11 protein-coding genes are annotated in these 18317 nt (G+C 61.5%); 8 read left to right on the top strand and 3 right to left on the bottom strand.

All coding sequences use genetic code 11. The features are described 5' to 3' along the window. The first annotated feature begins 22 nt into the window (after window positions 1-22). From bcsB to GKN89_RS16455, 6 genes are all read left to right on the top strand, one after another. A complete protein-coding gene (gene bcsB / locus GKN89_RS16480; protein WP_154747380.1) occupies window positions 23-2326 on the top strand; it encodes a cellulose biosynthesis cyclic di-GMP-binding regulatory protein BcsB in 2304 nt (767 codons plus the stop codon). Window positions 2327-2331: 5 nt separating this feature from the next. Beyond that, window positions 2332-3444, top strand: a complete 1113-nt coding sequence (gene bcsZ, locus GKN89_RS16475) for a cellulose synthase complex periplasmic endoglucanase BcsZ (RefSeq protein ID WP_074055723.1) — start codon at window positions 2332-2334, stop codon at window positions 3442-3444. Further along, window positions 3426-6899: a cellulose synthase complex outer membrane protein BcsC gene (bcsC, locus tag GKN89_RS16470; RefSeq protein WP_154747379.1), complete on the top strand. Its 3474-nt coding sequence runs from the start codon at window positions 3426-3428 to the stop codon at window positions 6897-6899. The genes bcsZ and bcsC overlap by 19 nt, the downstream gene beginning before the upstream one ends. 229 nt (window positions 6900-7128) lie before the next feature. Continuing rightward, window positions 7129-9135, top strand: coding sequence for a biofilm formation regulator HmsP (gene hmsP / locus GKN89_RS16465; protein ID WP_063918218.1), 2007 nt, complete (start codon window positions 7129-7131; stop codon window positions 9133-9135). Window positions 9136-9408: 273 nt separating this feature from the next. After that, on the top strand, window positions 9409-10695 hold the full coding sequence (locus GKN89_RS16460; RefSeq protein WP_019452569.1) for a dicarboxylate/amino acid:cation symporter: 1287 nt from the start codon (window positions 9409-9411) through the stop codon (window positions 10693-10695). 260 nt (window positions 10696-10955) lie between these two features. Beyond that, window positions 10956-12458 carry a pitrilysin family protein gene (locus tag GKN89_RS16455; RefSeq protein ID WP_154747378.1) on the top strand — a complete coding sequence of 501 codons (1503 nt, stop codon included), beginning with the start codon at window positions 10956-10958 and terminating at the stop codon, window positions 12456-12458. A 24-nt stretch (window positions 12459-12482) separates the two neighbouring features. Here the strand turns inward: GKN89_RS16455 and ppiC are convergent, their stop codons facing one another. Then, on the bottom strand, window positions 12483-12764 hold the full coding sequence (gene ppiC, locus GKN89_RS16450) for a peptidylprolyl isomerase PpiC (RefSeq protein ID WP_004934175.1): 282 nt from the start codon (window positions 12762-12764) through the stop codon (window positions 12483-12485). Window positions 12765-12873: 109 nt separating this feature from the next. Between ppiC and rep the strand changes: the two genes are divergently transcribed. Next, window positions 12874-14898 carry a DNA helicase Rep gene (gene rep / locus GKN89_RS16445; protein WP_154747377.1) on the top strand — a complete coding sequence of 675 codons (2025 nt, stop codon included), beginning with the start codon at window positions 12874-12876 and terminating at the stop codon, window positions 14896-14898. A gap of 32 nt (window positions 14899-14930) precedes the next feature. Here the strand turns inward: rep and ppx are convergent, their stop codons facing one another. Next, window positions 14931-16427 carry an exopolyphosphatase gene (gene ppx, locus GKN89_RS16440; RefSeq protein ID WP_019452565.1) on the bottom strand — a complete coding sequence of 499 codons (1497 nt, stop codon included), beginning with the start codon at window positions 16425-16427 and terminating at the stop codon, window positions 14931-14933. A 5-nt stretch (window positions 16428-16432) separates the two neighbouring features. Next, on the bottom strand, window positions 16433-17719 hold the full coding sequence (gene rhlB, locus GKN89_RS16435) for an ATP-dependent RNA helicase RhlB (protein ID WP_025160400.1): 1287 nt from the start codon (window positions 17717-17719) through the stop codon (window positions 16433-16435). Window positions 17720-17850: 131 nt separating this feature from the next. Here rhlB and trxA point away from each other — a divergent pair, with 131 nt between their 5' ends. Next, window positions 17851-18177 carry a thioredoxin TrxA gene (gene trxA, locus GKN89_RS16430; RefSeq protein WP_004934187.1) on the top strand — a complete coding sequence of 109 codons (327 nt, stop codon included), beginning with the start codon at window positions 17851-17853 and terminating at the stop codon, window positions 18175-18177. Window positions 18178-18317 lie beyond the last annotated feature (140 nt).

The raw sequence follows: 18317 nt of genomic DNA, 5'->3' as shown, positions 1-18317 counted from the left end.
CTCCAACATTGATGATGATACGATGACGAGAAAAATAACCTGGTTAACTGCTCTGGCCTTAGGCATCAGTACCCTGTCGCAGGCCGAAACCGCCACCGCGCCGACCGTGGCGACCCAGCCGCCGATTGCGGCGCCGGCCGATACCGCGAACGCGCCGCCGCTCGCCGTGCCGCAGGATCCGAATGCGCCGGTGCGCGACGTGTCGCTGCCGTTTGCGCAGATAGCGCCGCCGCCGGGCACCTTTATTCTGCGCGGCACCCGCCCGGATGGGCAGATTGAATTCGGCGTGCGCAGCGATGAAGTGGTTTCGCAGGCGATGCTCGATATGGAGTTTACGCCGTCGCCGGCGCTGATCCCGGTGGAGTCGCACGTCAAGGTCTACCTCAACGACGAGTTGATGGGCGTAACCACTATCGCCAAAGAGCAGCTGGGCAAGCCCAATCGCATTCAAATGGCGATCGATCCGCGCTATATCACCGATTTTAACCGCGTCCGGCTGGTGTTTGTCGGCCATTATCAGAACATTTGCGAAAACCCGGCCAGCACCTCGCTGTGGCTCGACGTCAGCAAATCCAGCGCGCTGAAGCTGCGTTTCCAGACGCTGCCGGTGAAAAACGAACTGTCGCATTTCCCTGAGCCGTTCTTCGACAGCCGCGATAATCGGCCGCTGACGCTGCCGATGGTGTTTGCCGGCCAGCCGGATCTCGCCCAGCAGCGCGCGGCGGGCATCCTGGCCTCCTGGTTCGGCAGCAAGGCGCAGTGGCGCGGGCAGTCTTTCCCGACGCTGTATAATGCGCTGCCGACGCAGCACGCGGTGGTGTTCGCCACCAACCAGCAGCGCCCGGATTTCCTGCGCGATTACCCGGCGGTCAACGGCCCGACGGTGGAGATGATCAGCCACCCGGACAATCCGTACGTCAAACTGCTGCTGATTCAGGGGCGCGACGACAACGATTTGATCAACGCAGTGAAAGGCATCGCGCAGGGCAACATCCTGTTCCGCGGCCAGAACGTAACGGTGGACAAGGTGGAGCAGCTGGCGCCGCGCCAGCCTTACGACGCGCCGAACTGGGTGCGCACCGATCGGCCGATGACCTTCGCCGAACTGCAGCAATACGCCGAACAGCTGCAGACCAGCGGCATCGAACCCGGCCCGATTTCGTTGACCATGAACCTGCCGCCGGACCTGTTCCTGATCCGCAGCACCGGCATCGACATGCACCTGAAGTACCGTTACACCGCGCCGCGCATTCAGGACGGTTCACGGCTAAGCGTCAGCCTGAACAACCAGTTCGTGCAGGCTTACTCGCTGGTGCCGGAACACGAGCAGGGGGCGCAGCTGCTGCGCCTGCCGTTGACGCAGGGGCTGCTCGATTCCGACAAGAACGTCAGCATCCCGGCGCTGCGTCTGGGGGCCACCAACCAGCTGCGCTTTGACTTCGACTACACCACGCTGCTGGCCAGCGGCGCCGAAGGGCGCTGCGAAACGTATTCCTTCACGCAAAACCACGCGGTGATCGACGGTGCTTCCACCATCGATTTCTCCGGCTACCGCCACTTTATGGCGATGCCGGATCTGCGCGCCTTCGCCAACGCCGGCTTCCCGTTCAGCCGCCTGGCGGATCTGTCGCAAACGCTGGTGTTGGTGAACCAGAAACCTCAGCCGGCGCAGGTCAGCGCGCTGCTGAATGCGCTGGGGGTGATCGGTGCGCAAACCGGCTATCCGGCGCTGGCCTTCACGCTCAGCGACGACTGGTCGCAGGCCAAAGATCGCGACGACGATATCCTGATGGTCGGTACCATCCCGCCGGAGCTGCGTGACGATAAGAAAATCAGCCTGTTGGTGGACGCCACCCAAAGCTGGGTGAAACAGCCGACGCGCCAACCGCCGCTGCCCAGCGCAGAAGTGCTGGCGGAAGATACCAAACCGGACAGTAAAACGACCGTCAGCTCAGAGGGGGCGATGTCGGCGATTATCGGCGTGCAGTCGCCGTTCAACGACCAGCGCAGCATCGTGGCGCTGTTGGCGGACAGCCCGCGCGGCTATGAGTTGCTGAATGACGCCTTGCTGGACAGCGGCAAGCGCGCCGCGGTGTTCGGTTCGGTGGCGGTGATCCGCGAATCGGGGGTCAACAGCCTGCGCGTCGGCGATGTTTACTATGTTGGCCACCTGCCGTGGTGGGAGCGGCTGTGGTATGCCCTCTCCACCCATCCGGTCCTGCTGGCGGCGATCGCGGTGGTGCTGGTGGTGATCCTGGGGCTGATGCTGTGGCGCGGCCTGAAGGCCTTCAGCCGGCGTCGCCTGGCGCCTGAAGATCGGGATTGACGGCGGTGAACGCGATGCTGCAACGCCTGTCGCTCGGCATGCTGCTGCTGTGCGCCTTCAGCGCGGCGGCGGCCTGCGAGTGGCCGGGCTGGCAACAGTACAAGCAGTTCTACATCAGTCCGCAGGGGCGGGTGATCGACCCGAGCAGCCCGAACAAAATCACCACCTCGGAGGGGCAGAGTTACGGCCTGTTCTTCGCCCTGGTGGCCAACGACCGGCCGACCTTCGACCGGCTGTTGACCTGGACGGAGAACAACCTGGCGGCGGGCGATCTCAGCGCGCATTTGCCTGCCTGGCTGTGGGGCGAAGGCGACGACAAGCAGTGGAAGGTGCTGGACGCCAACTCGGCATCGGACGCCGATCTGTGGATAGCATACAACCTGCTCGAAGCCGGCCGCCTGTGGAAAAGCCGGCGTTATCAAACCCTGGGAACGCTGCTGCTGCAACGCATCGGCCGCGAGGAAGTGGCCGACATTCCCGGCCTGGGGTTGATGCTGCTGCCGGGCAAGGTCGGGTTCGTGGCGGAAGATCGTTGGCGCTTGAACCCCAGCTATCTGCCGCCGCAGCTGTTGGCGCGCTTTGCGGCGCTGAACGGCCCGTGGCGCGCGATGCGCGAGATCAATCAGCGGCTGTGGCTGGACACCGCGCCGCACGGTTTCTCACCGGACTGGGTGGTGTGGCGGGTCGGCACCGGCTGGCAGCCGGACACCGTCAAGCCGAACGTCGGCAGTTACGACGCCATTCGGGTCTACCTGTGGGCCGGCATGCTGGCGGACGACGATGAGCACAAGGCGGCGCTGCTTGAACGCTTCCAGCCGATGGCGCAGCTCACCGCCAAACAGGGCGTGCCGCCGGAGAAAACCGATACCGCCAGCGGCAAAACGACCGGCGACGGCCCGGTCGGTTTCTCCGCTTCCATGCTGCCGATGCTGGCGACGCAGGCTGAAGCGCTGGCGGTGCAGCGGCAGCGCATCAGCGATCATCCGCCGGGTGACGACGCCTATTTCAGCGCCTCGCTGACGCTGTTCGGTCAGGGATGGGATCAACAACGTTATCGCTTTAATCGTCAGGGTGAATTGCAACCCTCGTGGGACGGCCAATGCACAACTTCAAAATAAACTGGCTGAATTTGATTCCGCTGAGTCTGGCGATGCTGCCGCAGGCGCGCGCCGCGGAGGCCGTGGCCCCGGAGCAGTGGCTGTTGGAGCAGGTACGCATCGGCGAGGCCGGCAACAAGGACGACCTGGTGCGCCAGTCGCTGTACCGGCTCGAGCTGATGGATCCGAACAACCCGGACGTGATCGCCGCGCGCATGCGTTTGGCGCTGCGGCAGGGCAACATGGCGCTGGCGCAGCAGCAGCTGGATAAGCTGAAAACCCTCGCGCCGCAGTCCAGCGCCTATCGCCAGGCGCAAATGAACATGCTGCTGACCCAGCCGGAAACCCGGCAAAAGCTGCAGCAGGCGCGCCTGATGGCGACCGCCGGCCGGTTGCCGGAGGCCAAGGCGCAGTACGATGCGCTGTTCCACGGCGAGCCGCCGACGCTCGACCTGGCGGTGGAATACTGGCGGCTGGTGGCGCGCTTGCCGGGGCAGGAAGCGAAGGCGCTGAAGCAGCTGCAGGCGCTGGACCAGCAATATTCAGGCAACGTGGCGCTGCGCATGTCGCTGGCGCGCATGCTGTTCAGTCAGAATCAGGACGCGCAGGCTTATGAACTGCTGCAGAAGATCGCCGCCGATCCGGCCGGGCGCGGCGATGCTGCCGATCTGTGGTTGGACAAGGTCAAAGCGATGCCGGTCAGCGCGCAAAGCGTGGCGGCGCTCAACCGTTTCCTCGGCGTGTTCGACACCGGCGATCAGGCGACCAGCGCCCGCGAAGAGCTGGCCAGACAGCAGAAATTGTTGGCCGATCCGGCCTATCAGGCGCGGGTGCGCGGCCTGGCGCAGGTGGATAAAGGCGGCAGCCGGGCGGCTATTCCGGAATTGCAAAAGGCGCTGGCGGCGACGCCGAACGACGCCGAGGTGCTGGGCGCGCTCGGCCAGGCCTATTCGCGCGCCGGCAATCGCCCGCAGGCGCTGAAGCTGTTTCGTCAGGCGCTGGCCGCCGACAAGAACGGCTACGACAGCGGCAAGTGGCAAAGCCTGATCAAGAGCACCGGCTACTGGCTGGCGATCGATGAGGGCGACAAGGCGCTGAAGGCCGGCAATCTCTCGCTGGCCCGCCAGAAATATCAGCAGGCGCGTCAGCTCGACGACAGCGACGGCGACGCGTTCATCGGCCTGGGCGATGTGGCGGTGGCGAGTAAAGATGACGCCGCGGCGGAAGGGTTTTATCGGCAGGCGCTGCGGCGCGATCCCGGTAACGGCAGCGCGCTGCGCGGCCTGGTGAATATCTATCAACGGCAGTCGCCGGAAAAAGCGCTGGCCTACCTTAATGGGCTGCCAGGCAGCCAGCAGGCCAAACTGCGCAGCACCCTCGACGGACTGCGGCTCGATATGCTGAAACAGCAGGCGGAGGCATTGGCGGCGCAACAGCAGTGGCGGCAGGCGGCGGAAATCTATCGCCGTGCCCAGCCGATGGATCCCGACGACGTCTGGCTGACCTACCGCTACGCCCAGGCGCTGCGCCAGGCCGGGCAGCCGCAGCAGGCGGATGCCTTATTCCGACAGTTGGCGCAGCGTCAACGCACCAATCCGCAGTTGGTCTACGCCTATGCGCTCTACCTTTCCGGCAGCGATCGCGACGATCAGGCGCTGGCGCAGCTCAATACGCTGCCTGCAGCGCAGTGGAATGACAACATGCGCGAGCTGGCGCAGCGGCTGAAAATGCAGGCGGTGATCGATCATGCCGAACGGCTGCGGGCGGCCGGTGACGAACCGGCGGCGGAAGCCTATCTGCGCCGGCAGCCGGCGGACACGCGCATCGATTTGCTGCTGGCCGACTGGGCGCTGGCGCGCGGGGAGTATGCGGCGGCGCTGGACGACTATCAGCGGGTGAAACGGCGTGAACCGAATAACCCGGATGCGCAGCTGGGCGAGATTGAAGCCTATGTGGCGCAGGGGGATCTGGAAGCGGCGCGGCAACGGCTGAAAACCGAACCGCAGCCACAAGACGCTTCGCTCAACAGCCAGCGGCGAGTCGCCAACGCCTGGGGGGCGGTCGGCGATCCGCAGCAGGCCGAAGCTATCTTCGACCGACTGAAAACGGCGGCGGCTTCGGAGCCCGTCGGGCAGACCAAGGCGCTGGTTTACCGTGACGCCGCCCGGCTGGAGCGGGCTCAGCAACAGCCTGAGCGGGCGCAGCAGGATTACCGCCAGGCGATGGTGGCCAGCGGCATCACGCCGACGCTGCCGCAGGACAATGACAGTTACACCTATTTGACGCGCAATAATCCGAGCGACGACTGGCTGAAACGCGGCATCCGCTCCGACGCGGCGGATCTGTATCGACAGCAAGACGTGAACGTCACGCTCGATCACGATTACTGGCGCTCGAGCGGCACCGGCGGCATTTCCGATTTCAACGCGCATGACACCATGCTGCAGATGGACATGCCGCTGTATGACGGGCGCGCCTTCTTGCGCACCGACACCGTGCAGCTGGATGCCGGCCGCTTCTCGACCGACGGCAGCGGCAAATACTACGAGACCTTCGGCACCTGCCACACGCAAGGGTGCCGCGGCGATGAACACCAGAAAACCACCGGTACCAGCGTGGCGGCCGGCTGGAAAAACGATCGCTGGGCCGCCGACATCGGCACGACGCCGATGGGTTTTGAGGTGGTCGACTGGACCGGCGGCCTGGCCTACAGCGGCGATTGGAACCACATCGGCTGGACGCTGGCGGCTTCGCGGCGGCCGATCTCCAGCTCGCTGCTGGCGTTCGGCGGCGCCAAAGACCCGAATACCGGCGTCACCTGGGGCGGCGTGCGCGCCACCGGCGTCAGCCTGAGCGCCAGCTACGATCGCGGCGAGGCGAACGGCGTCTGGGCCGATCTCAGCGCGCACCAGATTACCGGCAAGAACGTGGCGGACAACCAGCGGCAGCGGTTGATGGCCGGCTATTACTACAAGCTGATCAACGAAGACAATCGCCGTCTGAGCGTCGGGCTCAATACCATGCTGTGGCACTATCAGAAGGATTTGAGCGGCTATTCGCTGGGACAGGGCGGCTATTACAGCCCGCAGCAATATCTGTCGCTGTCACTGCCGGTCAACTACCGCCAGCGCACCGAGAACTGGTCGTGGGAGCTGGGTGGTTCGGTGTCGTTGTCCCATTCAAAAACCGACAGCCAGCGCCGCTATCCGCTGCAGGGCCTGATCCCGGACTCGCTGCCCGACAAGTTCGCCGTCGAGGACGGCAGTTCCTCGAGCGGCGTCGGCTATACCCTGCGGGCGATCGTCGAACGCCGCCTCAGTTCGCACTGGACGCTCGGCGCCGGCATCGATATCCAGCAGGCGAAAGACTATACGCCGAGCCACGCATTAATTTATCTGCGCTATTCGCTGGCCGGCTGGCAGGGGGATCTCGATTTGCCGCCGCAGCCGCTGACGCCATACGCCGACTTCAAGTAGCCGGGAGGGGGAAGATTCGGAGTGTCGGACACCGGGGAGTTTTGTTACCCTGTGTCCGGGTTGCGTTTGTCCGCTTTAGGAAAAGACTGAAACCCGCGATTTTCTTGGTTCTGCCTGCGGCATAGCCAGATAAAAACAGCCGATGATCGAGTATACTCAGCCCGGTTCGAGGGGGCGGGTAAGAGTCAGCCCCCTTTTTTGTTTCAGCCCGATTTTACGGAGAGCAGGTTTGCGGGTCAGGCGTTCGTTAACGATTAAGCAGATGGCGACGGTGTCCGGCGTGGCGCTGGTCACGATCTGCATTTTTATCGTGATCCAGTTATTCCACTTTGTGCAGCAGCGCAGGGATGACTACGCCCAGCAACTGGAGAATATCGCCCACTCCGTGCGCCAGCCACTGGCGGAAGCGGTGCTGCGCATGGACGTGCCGGAAGCCAAAAAGGTGCTGAACACGCTGTTGCCGGTCGGCATTCTGAGCCGGGCGGATATTGTCTTGCCGAATGAGTTTCAGGCGCTGCATGCCAATTTTCCGCCGGAGCGGCCGGTGCCGACGCTGATCGCCCGGCTGTTTGAATTGCCTATCCAAATTTCCGTGCCGCTTTATTCGCTGGAGCGGGTGCCGGCCAACCAGCAGCCGCTGGCTTATCTGGTGCTGCAGGCCGATTCGTTCCGCATGTATCAGTTTATCCTCAGCATTTTGTCGACCATGCTGTCGACGTACCTGCTGCTGGCGCTGATCCTGTCGGTGGCCATCACCTGGTGCATGAACCGGTTGATGGTGCATCCGCTGCGCGCGATGGCCAAAGAGCTGGAAAACATCTCGCAGGACGAAGCGCCTTATCACCAGCTGATGCTGCCGGCGCTGCATCAGGACGACGAGCTCGGCCTGCTGGTGCGCAACTACAACCGCAATCAACAGACGCTGGCCAAGGCGCATGCCGACATGAGCCGCCTCAGCACCCGTCACCCGGTGACCGAACTGCCGAATGCGGTGCTCTTGAACGCGCTGCTGGAACAGCATATCGCCTCCAGCCTGCGCCCTGAACGTTTTAATCTGCTGGTGATCGGCATCGAGACGTTGCACGAGGCCTCCGGCGTGATGAGCCCGGCGATGCGTGAAGCCCTGCTGTTGGCGCTGGCGAAGAAACTGCGCGGCTGCATCGACGAAAACGGCGTGCTGGCGCAGCTGAGCAATACCGAATTCGCCATCCTGGCCAAGGGCATCGAGCGGCCGTTCCACGCCATGCAGCTGGCGCGGCGCATCATGGCGGAGATCAACGCGCCGTTGACGCTGGAAGGCCTGGCGCTGCGGCCTAACGCCAGCATCGGCATCGCGCACTACCTAAATCAGGAGGAGAGCGCGGAACAGCTGCTGCGCAGCGCTACCTCGGCGATGATGTCCGCGCACCGCGAAGGAAAAAATCAGATCCTGTTCTTCGAACCCAGCCTGACGGAGCGCACGCAGAAGCGGCTGACGCAGGAGAGCGAGATCCTGCACGGCATTGAACAGCGGCATTTCACGCTGTTCCTGCAGCCGCAGATCGACATGCAATCCAATGAGGTGATCGGCGCCGAAGCGCTGTTGCGTTGGCAGCAGTACGACGGCAGCTATACCCTGCCGGCCGACGTCATCCCGCTCGCGGAAGAGCTGGGCGTGATCGTGCCCCTCGGCAACTGGGTGCTGGAAGAGTCTTGCCGTATCCTGGCGGACTGGCAGCAGCGCGGCATTGCGCTGCCGCTGGCGGTCAACGTTTCCGGCATTCAGATGCAGGACGAGGCGTTCGTCCCGCATCTGAAAAGTCTGCTGGCGCAGTATCGGATCGATCCGCGCAAGCTGCTGCTGGAGATCACCGAGACGGTACGCATCGACGATCTCGACCGCGCGCTGGCGCTGCTGCGCGAGCTGCACGATCTGGGGCTGTCGATCGCGCTGGACGACTTCGGCATGGGCTACTCCAGCCTGGAGTACCTGAACCGGTTGAAATCCCTGCCGATCGATTTGATTAAAATCGACCGCAGCTTCATTCAGGGGCTGCCGGCCGACGATGCGATGGTGCGCATCGTCAGTTCGATCTCCGAAGTGCTGGCGCTGCCGGTGATGGCCGAAGGCGTGGAAAACGCCGAGCAGCGCGACTGGCTGCTGAGGCACGGCATTCGCAGCGGGCAAGGGTTCCTGTTCGCCCGGCCGCTGCCGCGCGAAGCCTTCGAAGCCGAGTTTTGCCGCGCGGCGCCTTGAGCGCCGCGTTACCTTTCCGGTACTTTTCCCTGTCCGAAAACCGCCATTCTCTCCCTACCTCTTTTGCGTTAGTGCAAACATAGGCTTACGCAATTTTCAGCTTTGCACCCGGACTGACGCGTTTCAGCTCTTAAATTCACATCAACCCCGAGGCTGGGGTGCAACAAATTATTTCCATGTTGTTAAGTGGGTGTTATTTTCCGCGCAAGCAATGAACAGGCTGGATTTTTAGACTGCTGCCTGGTGCGTGTCTTCCCCCCATAGGATGTTCATATGAAAACAACGATTTTTAAGAGCCTCTATTTTCAGGTGCTGACGGCGATCACGCTGGGTATCCTGCTTGGCCACTTCTACCCTGACCTCGGCGCCCAAATGAAACCCCTGGGCGATGGCTTCGTCAAACTGATCAAGATGATTATCGCCCCGGTGATCTTCTGCACCGTGGTGACCGGTATCGCCGGTATGGAAAGCATGAAGGCGGTGGGGCGCACCGGCGCCATCGCGCTGCTGTATTTTGAAATCGTCAGCACCATTGCGCTGATTATCGGCCTGGTGATAGTCAACCTGGTGCAACCGGGCGCCGGCATGAACGTCGATCCCGGCACGCTGGACGCCAAAGCGGTGGCGGTCTATGCCGAGCAGGCGCAGCAGCAGGGCATCATTCCGTTCCTGCTGGATATCATCCCCGGCAGCGTGATCGGCGCGTTCGCCAGCGGCAACATTCTGCAGGTGCTGCTGTTCGCGGTGCTGTTCGGCTTCGCTCTGCATCGTCTGGGCGAGAAAGGGCAGCTGATCTTCAACGTGATTGACAGCTTCTCGCGGGTGATTTTCGGCATCATCAACATGATCATGCGCCTGGCGCCGCTGGGGGCCTTCGGCGCCATGGCGTTTACCATTGGTAAATATGGCGTCGGCACGCTGGTGCAACTCGGCCAGCTGATCGTGTGCTTCTATATCACCTGTATCCTGTTCGTGGTGGTGGTGTTGGGCAGCATCGCCCGCGCCAACGGCTTCAGCATCTTCAAATTCGTCAACTACATCAAAGAAGAGCTGCTGATCGTGCTGGGGACATCGTCGTCCGAGTCGGCGCTGCCGCGCATGCTGGATAAAATGGAGAAGCTGGGCTGCAAGAAATCGGTGGTGGGCCTGGTGATCCCGACCGGGTACTCCTTCAACCTGGACGGCACCTCGATCTACCTGACCATGGCCGCGGTGTTTATCGCGCAGGCGACCAACACCCATATGGACATCATGCATCAGGTTACCTTGCTGGTGGTGCTGCTGCTTTCTTCCAAAGGGGCAGCGGGCGTGACCGGCAGCGGCTTTATCGTGTTGGCCGCCACCATCTCCGCCGTCGGCCACCTGCCGTTGGCCGGCCTGGCGCTGATCCTCGGCATCGACCGCTTTATGTCGGAGGCCCGCGCGTTGACCAACCTGGTGGGCAATGGCGTGGCGACCGTGGTGGTGGCGAAATGGTGTAATCAGCTGGATGAGCAACAGCTGAAAGACACGCTGAACAACAAAAACGCCGGCGCGGACAAAACGCTGCCTTCCGCCTGATATCGGCGGTAAATCACCGGCCGCAGCCGCGGCCGGTGAGGTTCTATCCCTGCCTCGTAACGATTTCTTGCATTAAAAACCCCGCTATCCATTATTTTTCACCCTAATGAGTGACATCCGCAAAGGCGCGCGGTCTAACACGATGGTACACTTTCTGCTTTCCGCCCCACTGTGAAACTCAGGGCGTATTTTTATGATTCCATTGAATGGAATACACGCATTTGCATAAGAAATTGGATAGTCATTAAGTAGGGGTTCACATGCAGGGCACCAGAATTCATCTTATAGTTGGTGGGCTGCTATTGGCTGCAGCCAGTAGCAGCGTGCAGGCTGAAGCACTACAACCCGATCCTGCCTGGCAGCAGGGGGCGTTGGCCAACGGGTTTTCATGGCAGATTCTCGATACGCCGCAGCGGCCGAGCGACCGCGTCGAACTACGGCTGATCGTCAATACCGGCTCTTTGGTGGAGTCTTCTCAACAGACCGGCTTCGCCCACTTGCTGCCGCGGCTGGCGTTGGCACGTAGCGAAAGCTTCACCGCGCCGCAGCTGCGCGCCTTGTGGCAACAGAGCGTGGATAACGAGCGGCCGCTGCCGCCGGCTATCATCTCGTATGACTTCACCATGTATAACCTCAGCCTGCCGAACAACCGGCCCGACCTGCTGAAGGAAGCGCTGGCCTGGCTGGCGGACACCACCGGCAAACTGGCGATCGACGAGCATACGGTGCATGCGGTGATGAACTCCAGCATCAATCCGGTCGGCACGTTCCCGCCCAATACCAAAGACGCCTGGTGGCGTTACCGCCTGAAAGGCTCGACGCTGCTGGCGCACGATCCGGCGCAGCCGGCGAAACGGCCGGTCAATCTCGAACAGCTGAAGAAATTCTATCAGCAGTGGTATACCCCGGACGCCATGACGCTGTTCGTGGTCGGCAAAGTCGACAGCCGCAGCCTGGGCGAGCAGATCAACAAGGCGTTCTCGCCGCTGCAAGGCAAGCGTGAAACCCCGGCCCCGATGCCGACCCTGACGCCGCTGCCGCAGCAGCCGGTGAGCCTGATCAGCGAGCAGGTGAAACAGGATACGCTGTCGATCATGTGGGATTCGCCGTGGCACCCAATTCGCGATTCGCAGAGCCTGCTCCGCTATTGGCGTGGCGATCTCGCCCGCGAGGCGTTGTTCTGGCATCTCCAGCAAACGCTGGAAAAAAGCGACCAGAAGAACCTGCATCTGGGCTTTGACTGCCGCGTGCAGTACCAGCGCGGGCAGTGCGCCATCCACCTGGATACGCCGAACAACAACCTGAACGGCAGCCTGGGCTTTATCGCCCGCGAGCTGGCCAACGTACGTGACAACGGCCTGTCGAAAGAGGAATTCGATGCGCTGCTGGCGCAGAAAAACGATCAGCTGAGCAAGCTGTTCGCCACCTACGCTCGCACCGACACCGACGTGCTGATGAGCCAGCGCCTGCGTTCGCAGCAGAGCGGGGTGGTGGATATCGCGCCGGAGCTGTATCAGAAGCTGCGCCAGGAGTTCTTGTCCAGCCTGACGCTGGATACGCTGAATCAGGCGCTGAAGCTGCAGCTGTCTCAGGAGGCGACGCTGGTGCTGTTGCAGCCGAAGGGCGAGCCGGAAATGAGCATGAAGCAGCTGCAGGAAACCTATGACGGCATCATGATGCCGGCGCCGGCGGTGGTGACGGAAGAAGCCAAACCGGCCGACACCGCGGTGGCTGTGCCGGCGACGGACGCCAGCGCGCAGTAATTCGCAGCAGGGGGCGCAGGCCCCCTAGTTGCGGTACAGCACCTTGATGATGTGGTAACCGAACTGGGTTTTGACCGGGCCGTAGGGTTTGAGCAGCGGAATGCTGAACACCGCTTTGTCGAACGCCGGGACCATCGCGCCCTTGTTGAATTCGCCCAGCGAGCCGCCGTTGCGTTTTGACGGGCAGCTCGAGTATTTGCGCGCCAGCGTGTCGAAGCTGACGCCGCGCTTCAGCTTGGCCAGCAGCTCGTTGGCCAGCTTTTCATTGTCTACCAGAATGTGCAGGGCGCACGCCGTTTTTGCCATGGTAATGCCTTTGTCGATGCGAAAATTGCGCTGATTATACCCGCTAAATCTCATCGGCGCTTTCTGCTACAATTCCCTTCCACGTTTTACAGTCGAGCAAGTCAGCACCATGCGATTAAACCCCAGCCAACAACAAGCCGTCGAATTCGTTACCGGGCCCTGCCTGGTGTTGGCCGGCGCCGGTTCCGGCAAGACGCGCGTTATCACTAACAAGATAGCTCACCTGATCCACCACTGCGGCTATCAGGCGCGGCATATCGCCGCCGTGACCTTCACCAACAAGGCCGCGCGCGAGATGAAAGAGCGCGTGTCGCAAACCCTGGGCCGCAAAGAGGCGCGAGGGCTGATGATTTCCACCTTCCATACCCTGGGGCTGGAGATCATCAAACGGGAATACGTGGCGCTGGGAATGAAGTCCAACTTCTCGCTGTTCGACGACCAGGATCAGCTGGCGCTGTTGAAAGAGCTGACCGAAAAGTGGTTGGAGAGTGACAAAACGCTGGTGGCGCAGCTGATCTCGACCATCTCCAACTGGAAAAACGACTTGATCGATCCCCAGCGTGCGGCGGAGCTGGCGCGCTCGGAGCGCGACAAGCTGTTCGCCCACTGCTACGGGCTGTACCACGCCCATATGCGGGCGTGCAATGTGCTGGACTTCGACGATCTGATCCTGTTGCCGACGCTGTTGCTGCAACGCAACGAAGAGGTGCGCGAACGCTGGCAGCAGCGCATCCGCTATCTGCTGGTGGATGAGTATCAGGATACCAACACCAGCCAGTACGAGCTGGTGAAGCTGCTGGTGGGCAACCGCGCGCGCTTTACCGTGGTGGGCGACGACGATCAGTCGATCTACTCCTGGCGCGGCGCGCGGCCGCAGAACCTGGTGCTGTTGAAGGAAGATTTCCCGGCGCTGCAGGTGATCAAACTGGAGCAAAATTATCGCTCCAGCGAGCGCATTCTGAAGGCTGCCAACATCCTGATCGCCAATAACCCGCACGTGTTTGAAAAACGGCTGTTTTCCGAACTCGGGTATGGCGAAGAGCTGAAGGTGGTGACCGCCAATAACGAGGATCACGAAGCCGAGCGCGTGGTGGGGGAGCTTATCGCCCACCACTTCGTGAAAAAGACCAATTACGGCGACTATGCGATTCTGTACCGCGGCAATCATCAGTCGCGGGTGTTTGAAAAGATGCTGATGCAGAACCGCATCCCGTACAAGATTTCCGGCGGTACGTCGTTCTTCTCTCGCCCCGAGATCAAGGATTTGCTGGCCTACCTGCGCGTGCTGACCAACCCGGAGGACGACAGCGCCTTCCTGCGTATCGTCAATACTCCCAAGCGCGAGATCGGCCCGGCGACGCTGCAGAAGCTCGGCGAGTGGGCCAACCAGCGCAACAAGAGTTTGTTCCATGCCAGCTTCGATCTGGGGCTGAGCCAGCACCTGACCGGGCGCGGGCTGGAATCGCTGCAGCGTTTCACCCACTGGCTGGGCGGCATCGCCCAGCAGGCGGAGCGTGAGCCGGTGGCGGCGGTGCGCGATCTGATCCGCGGCGTGGATTATGAGAGCTGGCTGTTTGAAACCTCGCCCAGCCCGAAGGCCGCCGAAATGCGAATGAAGAACGTCAATACGCTGTTCGGCTGGATGACGGAGATGTTGGAGGGCAACGATCTGGACGAGCCGATGACGCTGACCCAGGTCGTGACCCGCTTCACCCTGCGCGACATGATGGAGCGAGGTGAAAGCGAAGAAGAATTGGATCAGGTGCAGCTGATGACGTTGCACGCCTCCAAGGGGCTGGAGTTCCCTTACGTGTTCCTGGTGGGCATGGAAGAGGGCCTGCTGCCGCACCAGAGCAGTATCGATGAAGACAATGTCGATGAAGAGCGGCGTCTGGCCTATGTGGGGATCACTCGTGCGCAAAAAGAACTGATTTTCACCCTGTGCCGCGAGCGCCGCCAGTACGGCGAGCTGGTGCGGCCGGAGCCGAGCCGCTTCCTGCTGGAATTGCCGCAGGACGATCTGGCATGGGAAACCGAGCGTAAAGTGGTGAGCCCGCAGGAGCGGATGCAGAAGGGACAGAGCCATCTGGCCAACATCCGCGCCCAGCTGGCCAAGGCCAAAGGCGGGAATTAAAAAGAAAGGGCGCTCATCGCGCCCTTGTCATTTCAACGTTGCTCTTCCAGCCGCAGCGTCCAGTGGACGTAACTCTGCCAGTGGCTTTCCTGCTCCAGCGCTTCGGCACGCAGCGGATGCTGTTCCAGCCAGCCTGGCGGCAAGATCACCGTCAGTTCATCATCCTGATTGGCGCGTAAACGCACCGCCGGCAGCGTGTCGTCGCGGCGGCGGCTGGCGAAGATGATCGCCAGGCGCAAAATGCGGCACAGACGCTGCGCGGTGCGCGGCGGCAGGGCGTTTTGCTGGTTCAACAGCGACAGGTCGAGGGTGTTGCTCTGGTTTTGCAGCAGGGTGGCCAGCAGTTTTTTCTGCGCCGGGGTAAAGCCGGGGAGATCCAAGTGGCGAATCAGGTAGGCGGCATGTTGCGGCGCCTGCTTGAAATCGACGCTGAGGCCGAGCTCGTGGATTAGACAGGCGCTGTGCAGCAGCTCGCGACATCGCGCATCCAACTGCCACTCGTTGGCGACCTGCTGCGAGAAGTTGGCGGCGAGCTGGCTGACGCGTTCGGCCTGCTCGGTATCGATCAGGTAACGACGTTGCAGGTTGCGGATAGTGCGAATGCGGATATCCTGTTCCACCGGCAGATGCAGCATGCCGTAAACCAGGCCTTCGCGCAGCGCCCCGCCGGCCAGCATCATGCTCTCGATGCCCAGCTCCTGGAAGATGGCCAGCAGAATGGACAGGCCGCTTGGAAACACCAGCGCGCGCTCCAGCGTTAACCCTTCTATCTCCAGCTCTTCCAGCTTGCCGCACTGAATGGCGCGTTGTTTCAGCTGGCGCAATTTGGCCAGGGTGATGCGCTCATCCATGCCTTGCGCCACCATGATCTCCTGCAGCGCCTGCACGGTGCCGGAAGCGCCGACGCAAACCTGCCAACCCTGCTGGCGCAGCTGTGGCGCGATCGGCCGCACCATTTCGCGCGCGGCCTGTTCGGCGCGCTCGAAGTTTTCTTGCGCGAGGTTGCGATCGCTGAAGTAGCGTTCCAGCCAGGTGACGCAGCCCATCGACAGGCTATACAGCTGCGATGCCTGCGCGCCGGTGCCGGTGACCAGTTCGGTGCTGCCGCCGCCGATATCGACGACCAGCCGCTGATCCGGCCCGCCGGTGGTGTGTGCGACACCGTGATAAATCAGCCGCGCCTCTTCTTCACCGCTGATCACCTGTACCGGGCAGCCGAGGATGTGCTCGGCGGCCTGCAGAAACTCATCGGCGTTGGACGCCAGACGCAGCGTGGCGGTGGCGACAACGCGGATTTGCTCGCGCGGAATGTCCTGCAGGCGTTCGGAGAACAGCCGAAGACACTGCCAGCCGCGCTGCATGGCCTCATGCGACAGGTGATTGTTCTGATCCAGCCCGGCCGCCAGGCGCACTTTGCGCTTGATCCGCGCCAGAGTCTGAATGCTGCCGGCCACCTCGCGCACCACCAGCATATGGAAGCTGTTGGAGCCGAGATCGATGGCAGCATAAAGCGTGCTGGAACTGAGCATGGCGATCAGCTCGAACGTTTACGGTTGTTGCGCGGCGCGCCGCCGCGACGAGGCGCGGAGTTGCGACGTGGGCCGTTGCCGCCGCGCGGACGCGACAGGCGCTTCGGCGCCGGCAGATCGGTCAGCAGCGCATCGCTGTTGTACTTGCTCACCGGAATGCTGTGGTCGATATAGGTCTCGATCGCCGGCAGGTTGAGCGCGTACTCTTCACAAGCCAGACTGATGGAGTGACCGCTGGCGCCTGCGCGGCCGGTACGGCCGATGCGGTGCACGTAGTCTTCGCAGTCGTCAGGCAGATCGTAGTTGAAAACGTGCGTGACGGCAGGGATGTGCAGACCGCGCGCGGCGACGTCGGTGGCGACCAGGATATCGAGGTTGCCCTTGGTGAAGTCGTCGAGGATGCGCAGGCGTTTTTTCTGCGCCACGTCACCGGTCAGCAGGCCGACGCGGTGACCGTCGGCGGCCAGGTGGCCCCAGATGTCTTCGCAGCGGTGCTTGGTGTTGGCGAAGATGATGGCGCGATCCGGCCACTCTTCTTCGATCAGCGTCTGCAGCAGACGCATTTTTTCTTCGTTGGACGGGTAGAACAGCTCTTCTTTAATGCGGTGGCCGGTTTTCTGTTCCGGTTCCACTTCAACATATTCGGCGTTGTTCATCTGCTCGAAGGCCAGCTCGCGTACGCGATAGGACAGGGTGGCGGAGAACAGCATGTTCAGGCGTTGATCGGCCGCAGGCATGCGACGGAACAGCCAACGGATGTCTTTGATAAAGCCCAGATCGTACATGCGATCGGCTTCATCCAGCACGACAACCTGCATCGCGCCGAGATCGACATAGTTCTGTTTGGTGTAATCGATTAAACGGCCGGTGGTGCCAATCAGAATATCCACGCCGCTTTCCAGCACTTTCAGCTGTTTGTCGTAGCCGTCGCCGCCGTAGGCCAGGCCCAGTTTCAGGCCGGTGGTCTGGGAGAGAGCTTCCGCATCGGAGTGGATTTGCACCGCCAGTTCACGCGTAGGCGCCATGATCAAGGCGCGCGGCTGATTGGTCTGGCGATCCTGTTTCGCCGGGTGAGTCAGCAAATAGTGAAAAGTAGACGCCAAAAACGCCAGCGTCTTTCCGGTACCGGTTTGCGCCTGACCTGCAACGTCACGCCCGGAGAGCGTGAGCGGCAATGCTAACGCCTGGATGGGCGTGCAATTGTGAAACCCTTTTTTCTCAAGGGCTTCAAGGACTAACGGGTGCAGGGCGAAGTCGGAAAACTTCTGTTCGGTCAAGTGTGTTTTGCTCATAGTGTGGTAGAATATCAGCTAACTATTGCTTTACGAAAGCACATCCGTTGAAATAAACGCGGTGCAATAAAATCACCTTGAGTTGGTTAATGCTACACCAACAAGGTAGACATAATCCTGTGGAGTAGAACATGAGCGATAAAATTATTCACCTGACTGACAGCAGCTTCGAAGCCGATGTGCTGAAAGCGGAAGGGCCGATCCTGGTCGATTTCTGGGCTGAATGGTGTGGGCCGTGCAAGATGATTGCTCCGATTCTGGATGAGATTGCCGAAGAGTTCGAAGGCAAGCTGACCATCACCAAGCTGAATATCGATCAGAACCCGGCTACCGCGCCTAAGTACGGTATCCGTGGCATCCCTACGCTGTTGCTGTTCAAGAACGGTGAAGTGGCCGCGACCAAGGTGGGCGCGTTGTCCAAAGGTCAGCTCAAAGATTTCCTGAACGCGAATCTGTAATCGGGCGGGAAGCCCCATATCAGGCGGCTGGCGGTGATGTTCAATTCACCGCTAGACGCCTGCCAAGAAGCGTGTTAAGTTTAACCACACTGCATATAGAACTTGCCCGAAGTTTTAAATCTAAAGAGTTTGAATCTAAA

This window comes from Serratia sp. YC16, assembly GCF_009707615.1.
Lineage (GTDB): Bacteria > Pseudomonadota > Gammaproteobacteria > Enterobacterales > Enterobacteriaceae > Serratia > Serratia surfactantfaciens.
Note: the sequence above shows the minus strand (reverse complement) of the source record. Positions and strands in the feature narration are given on the sequence as shown.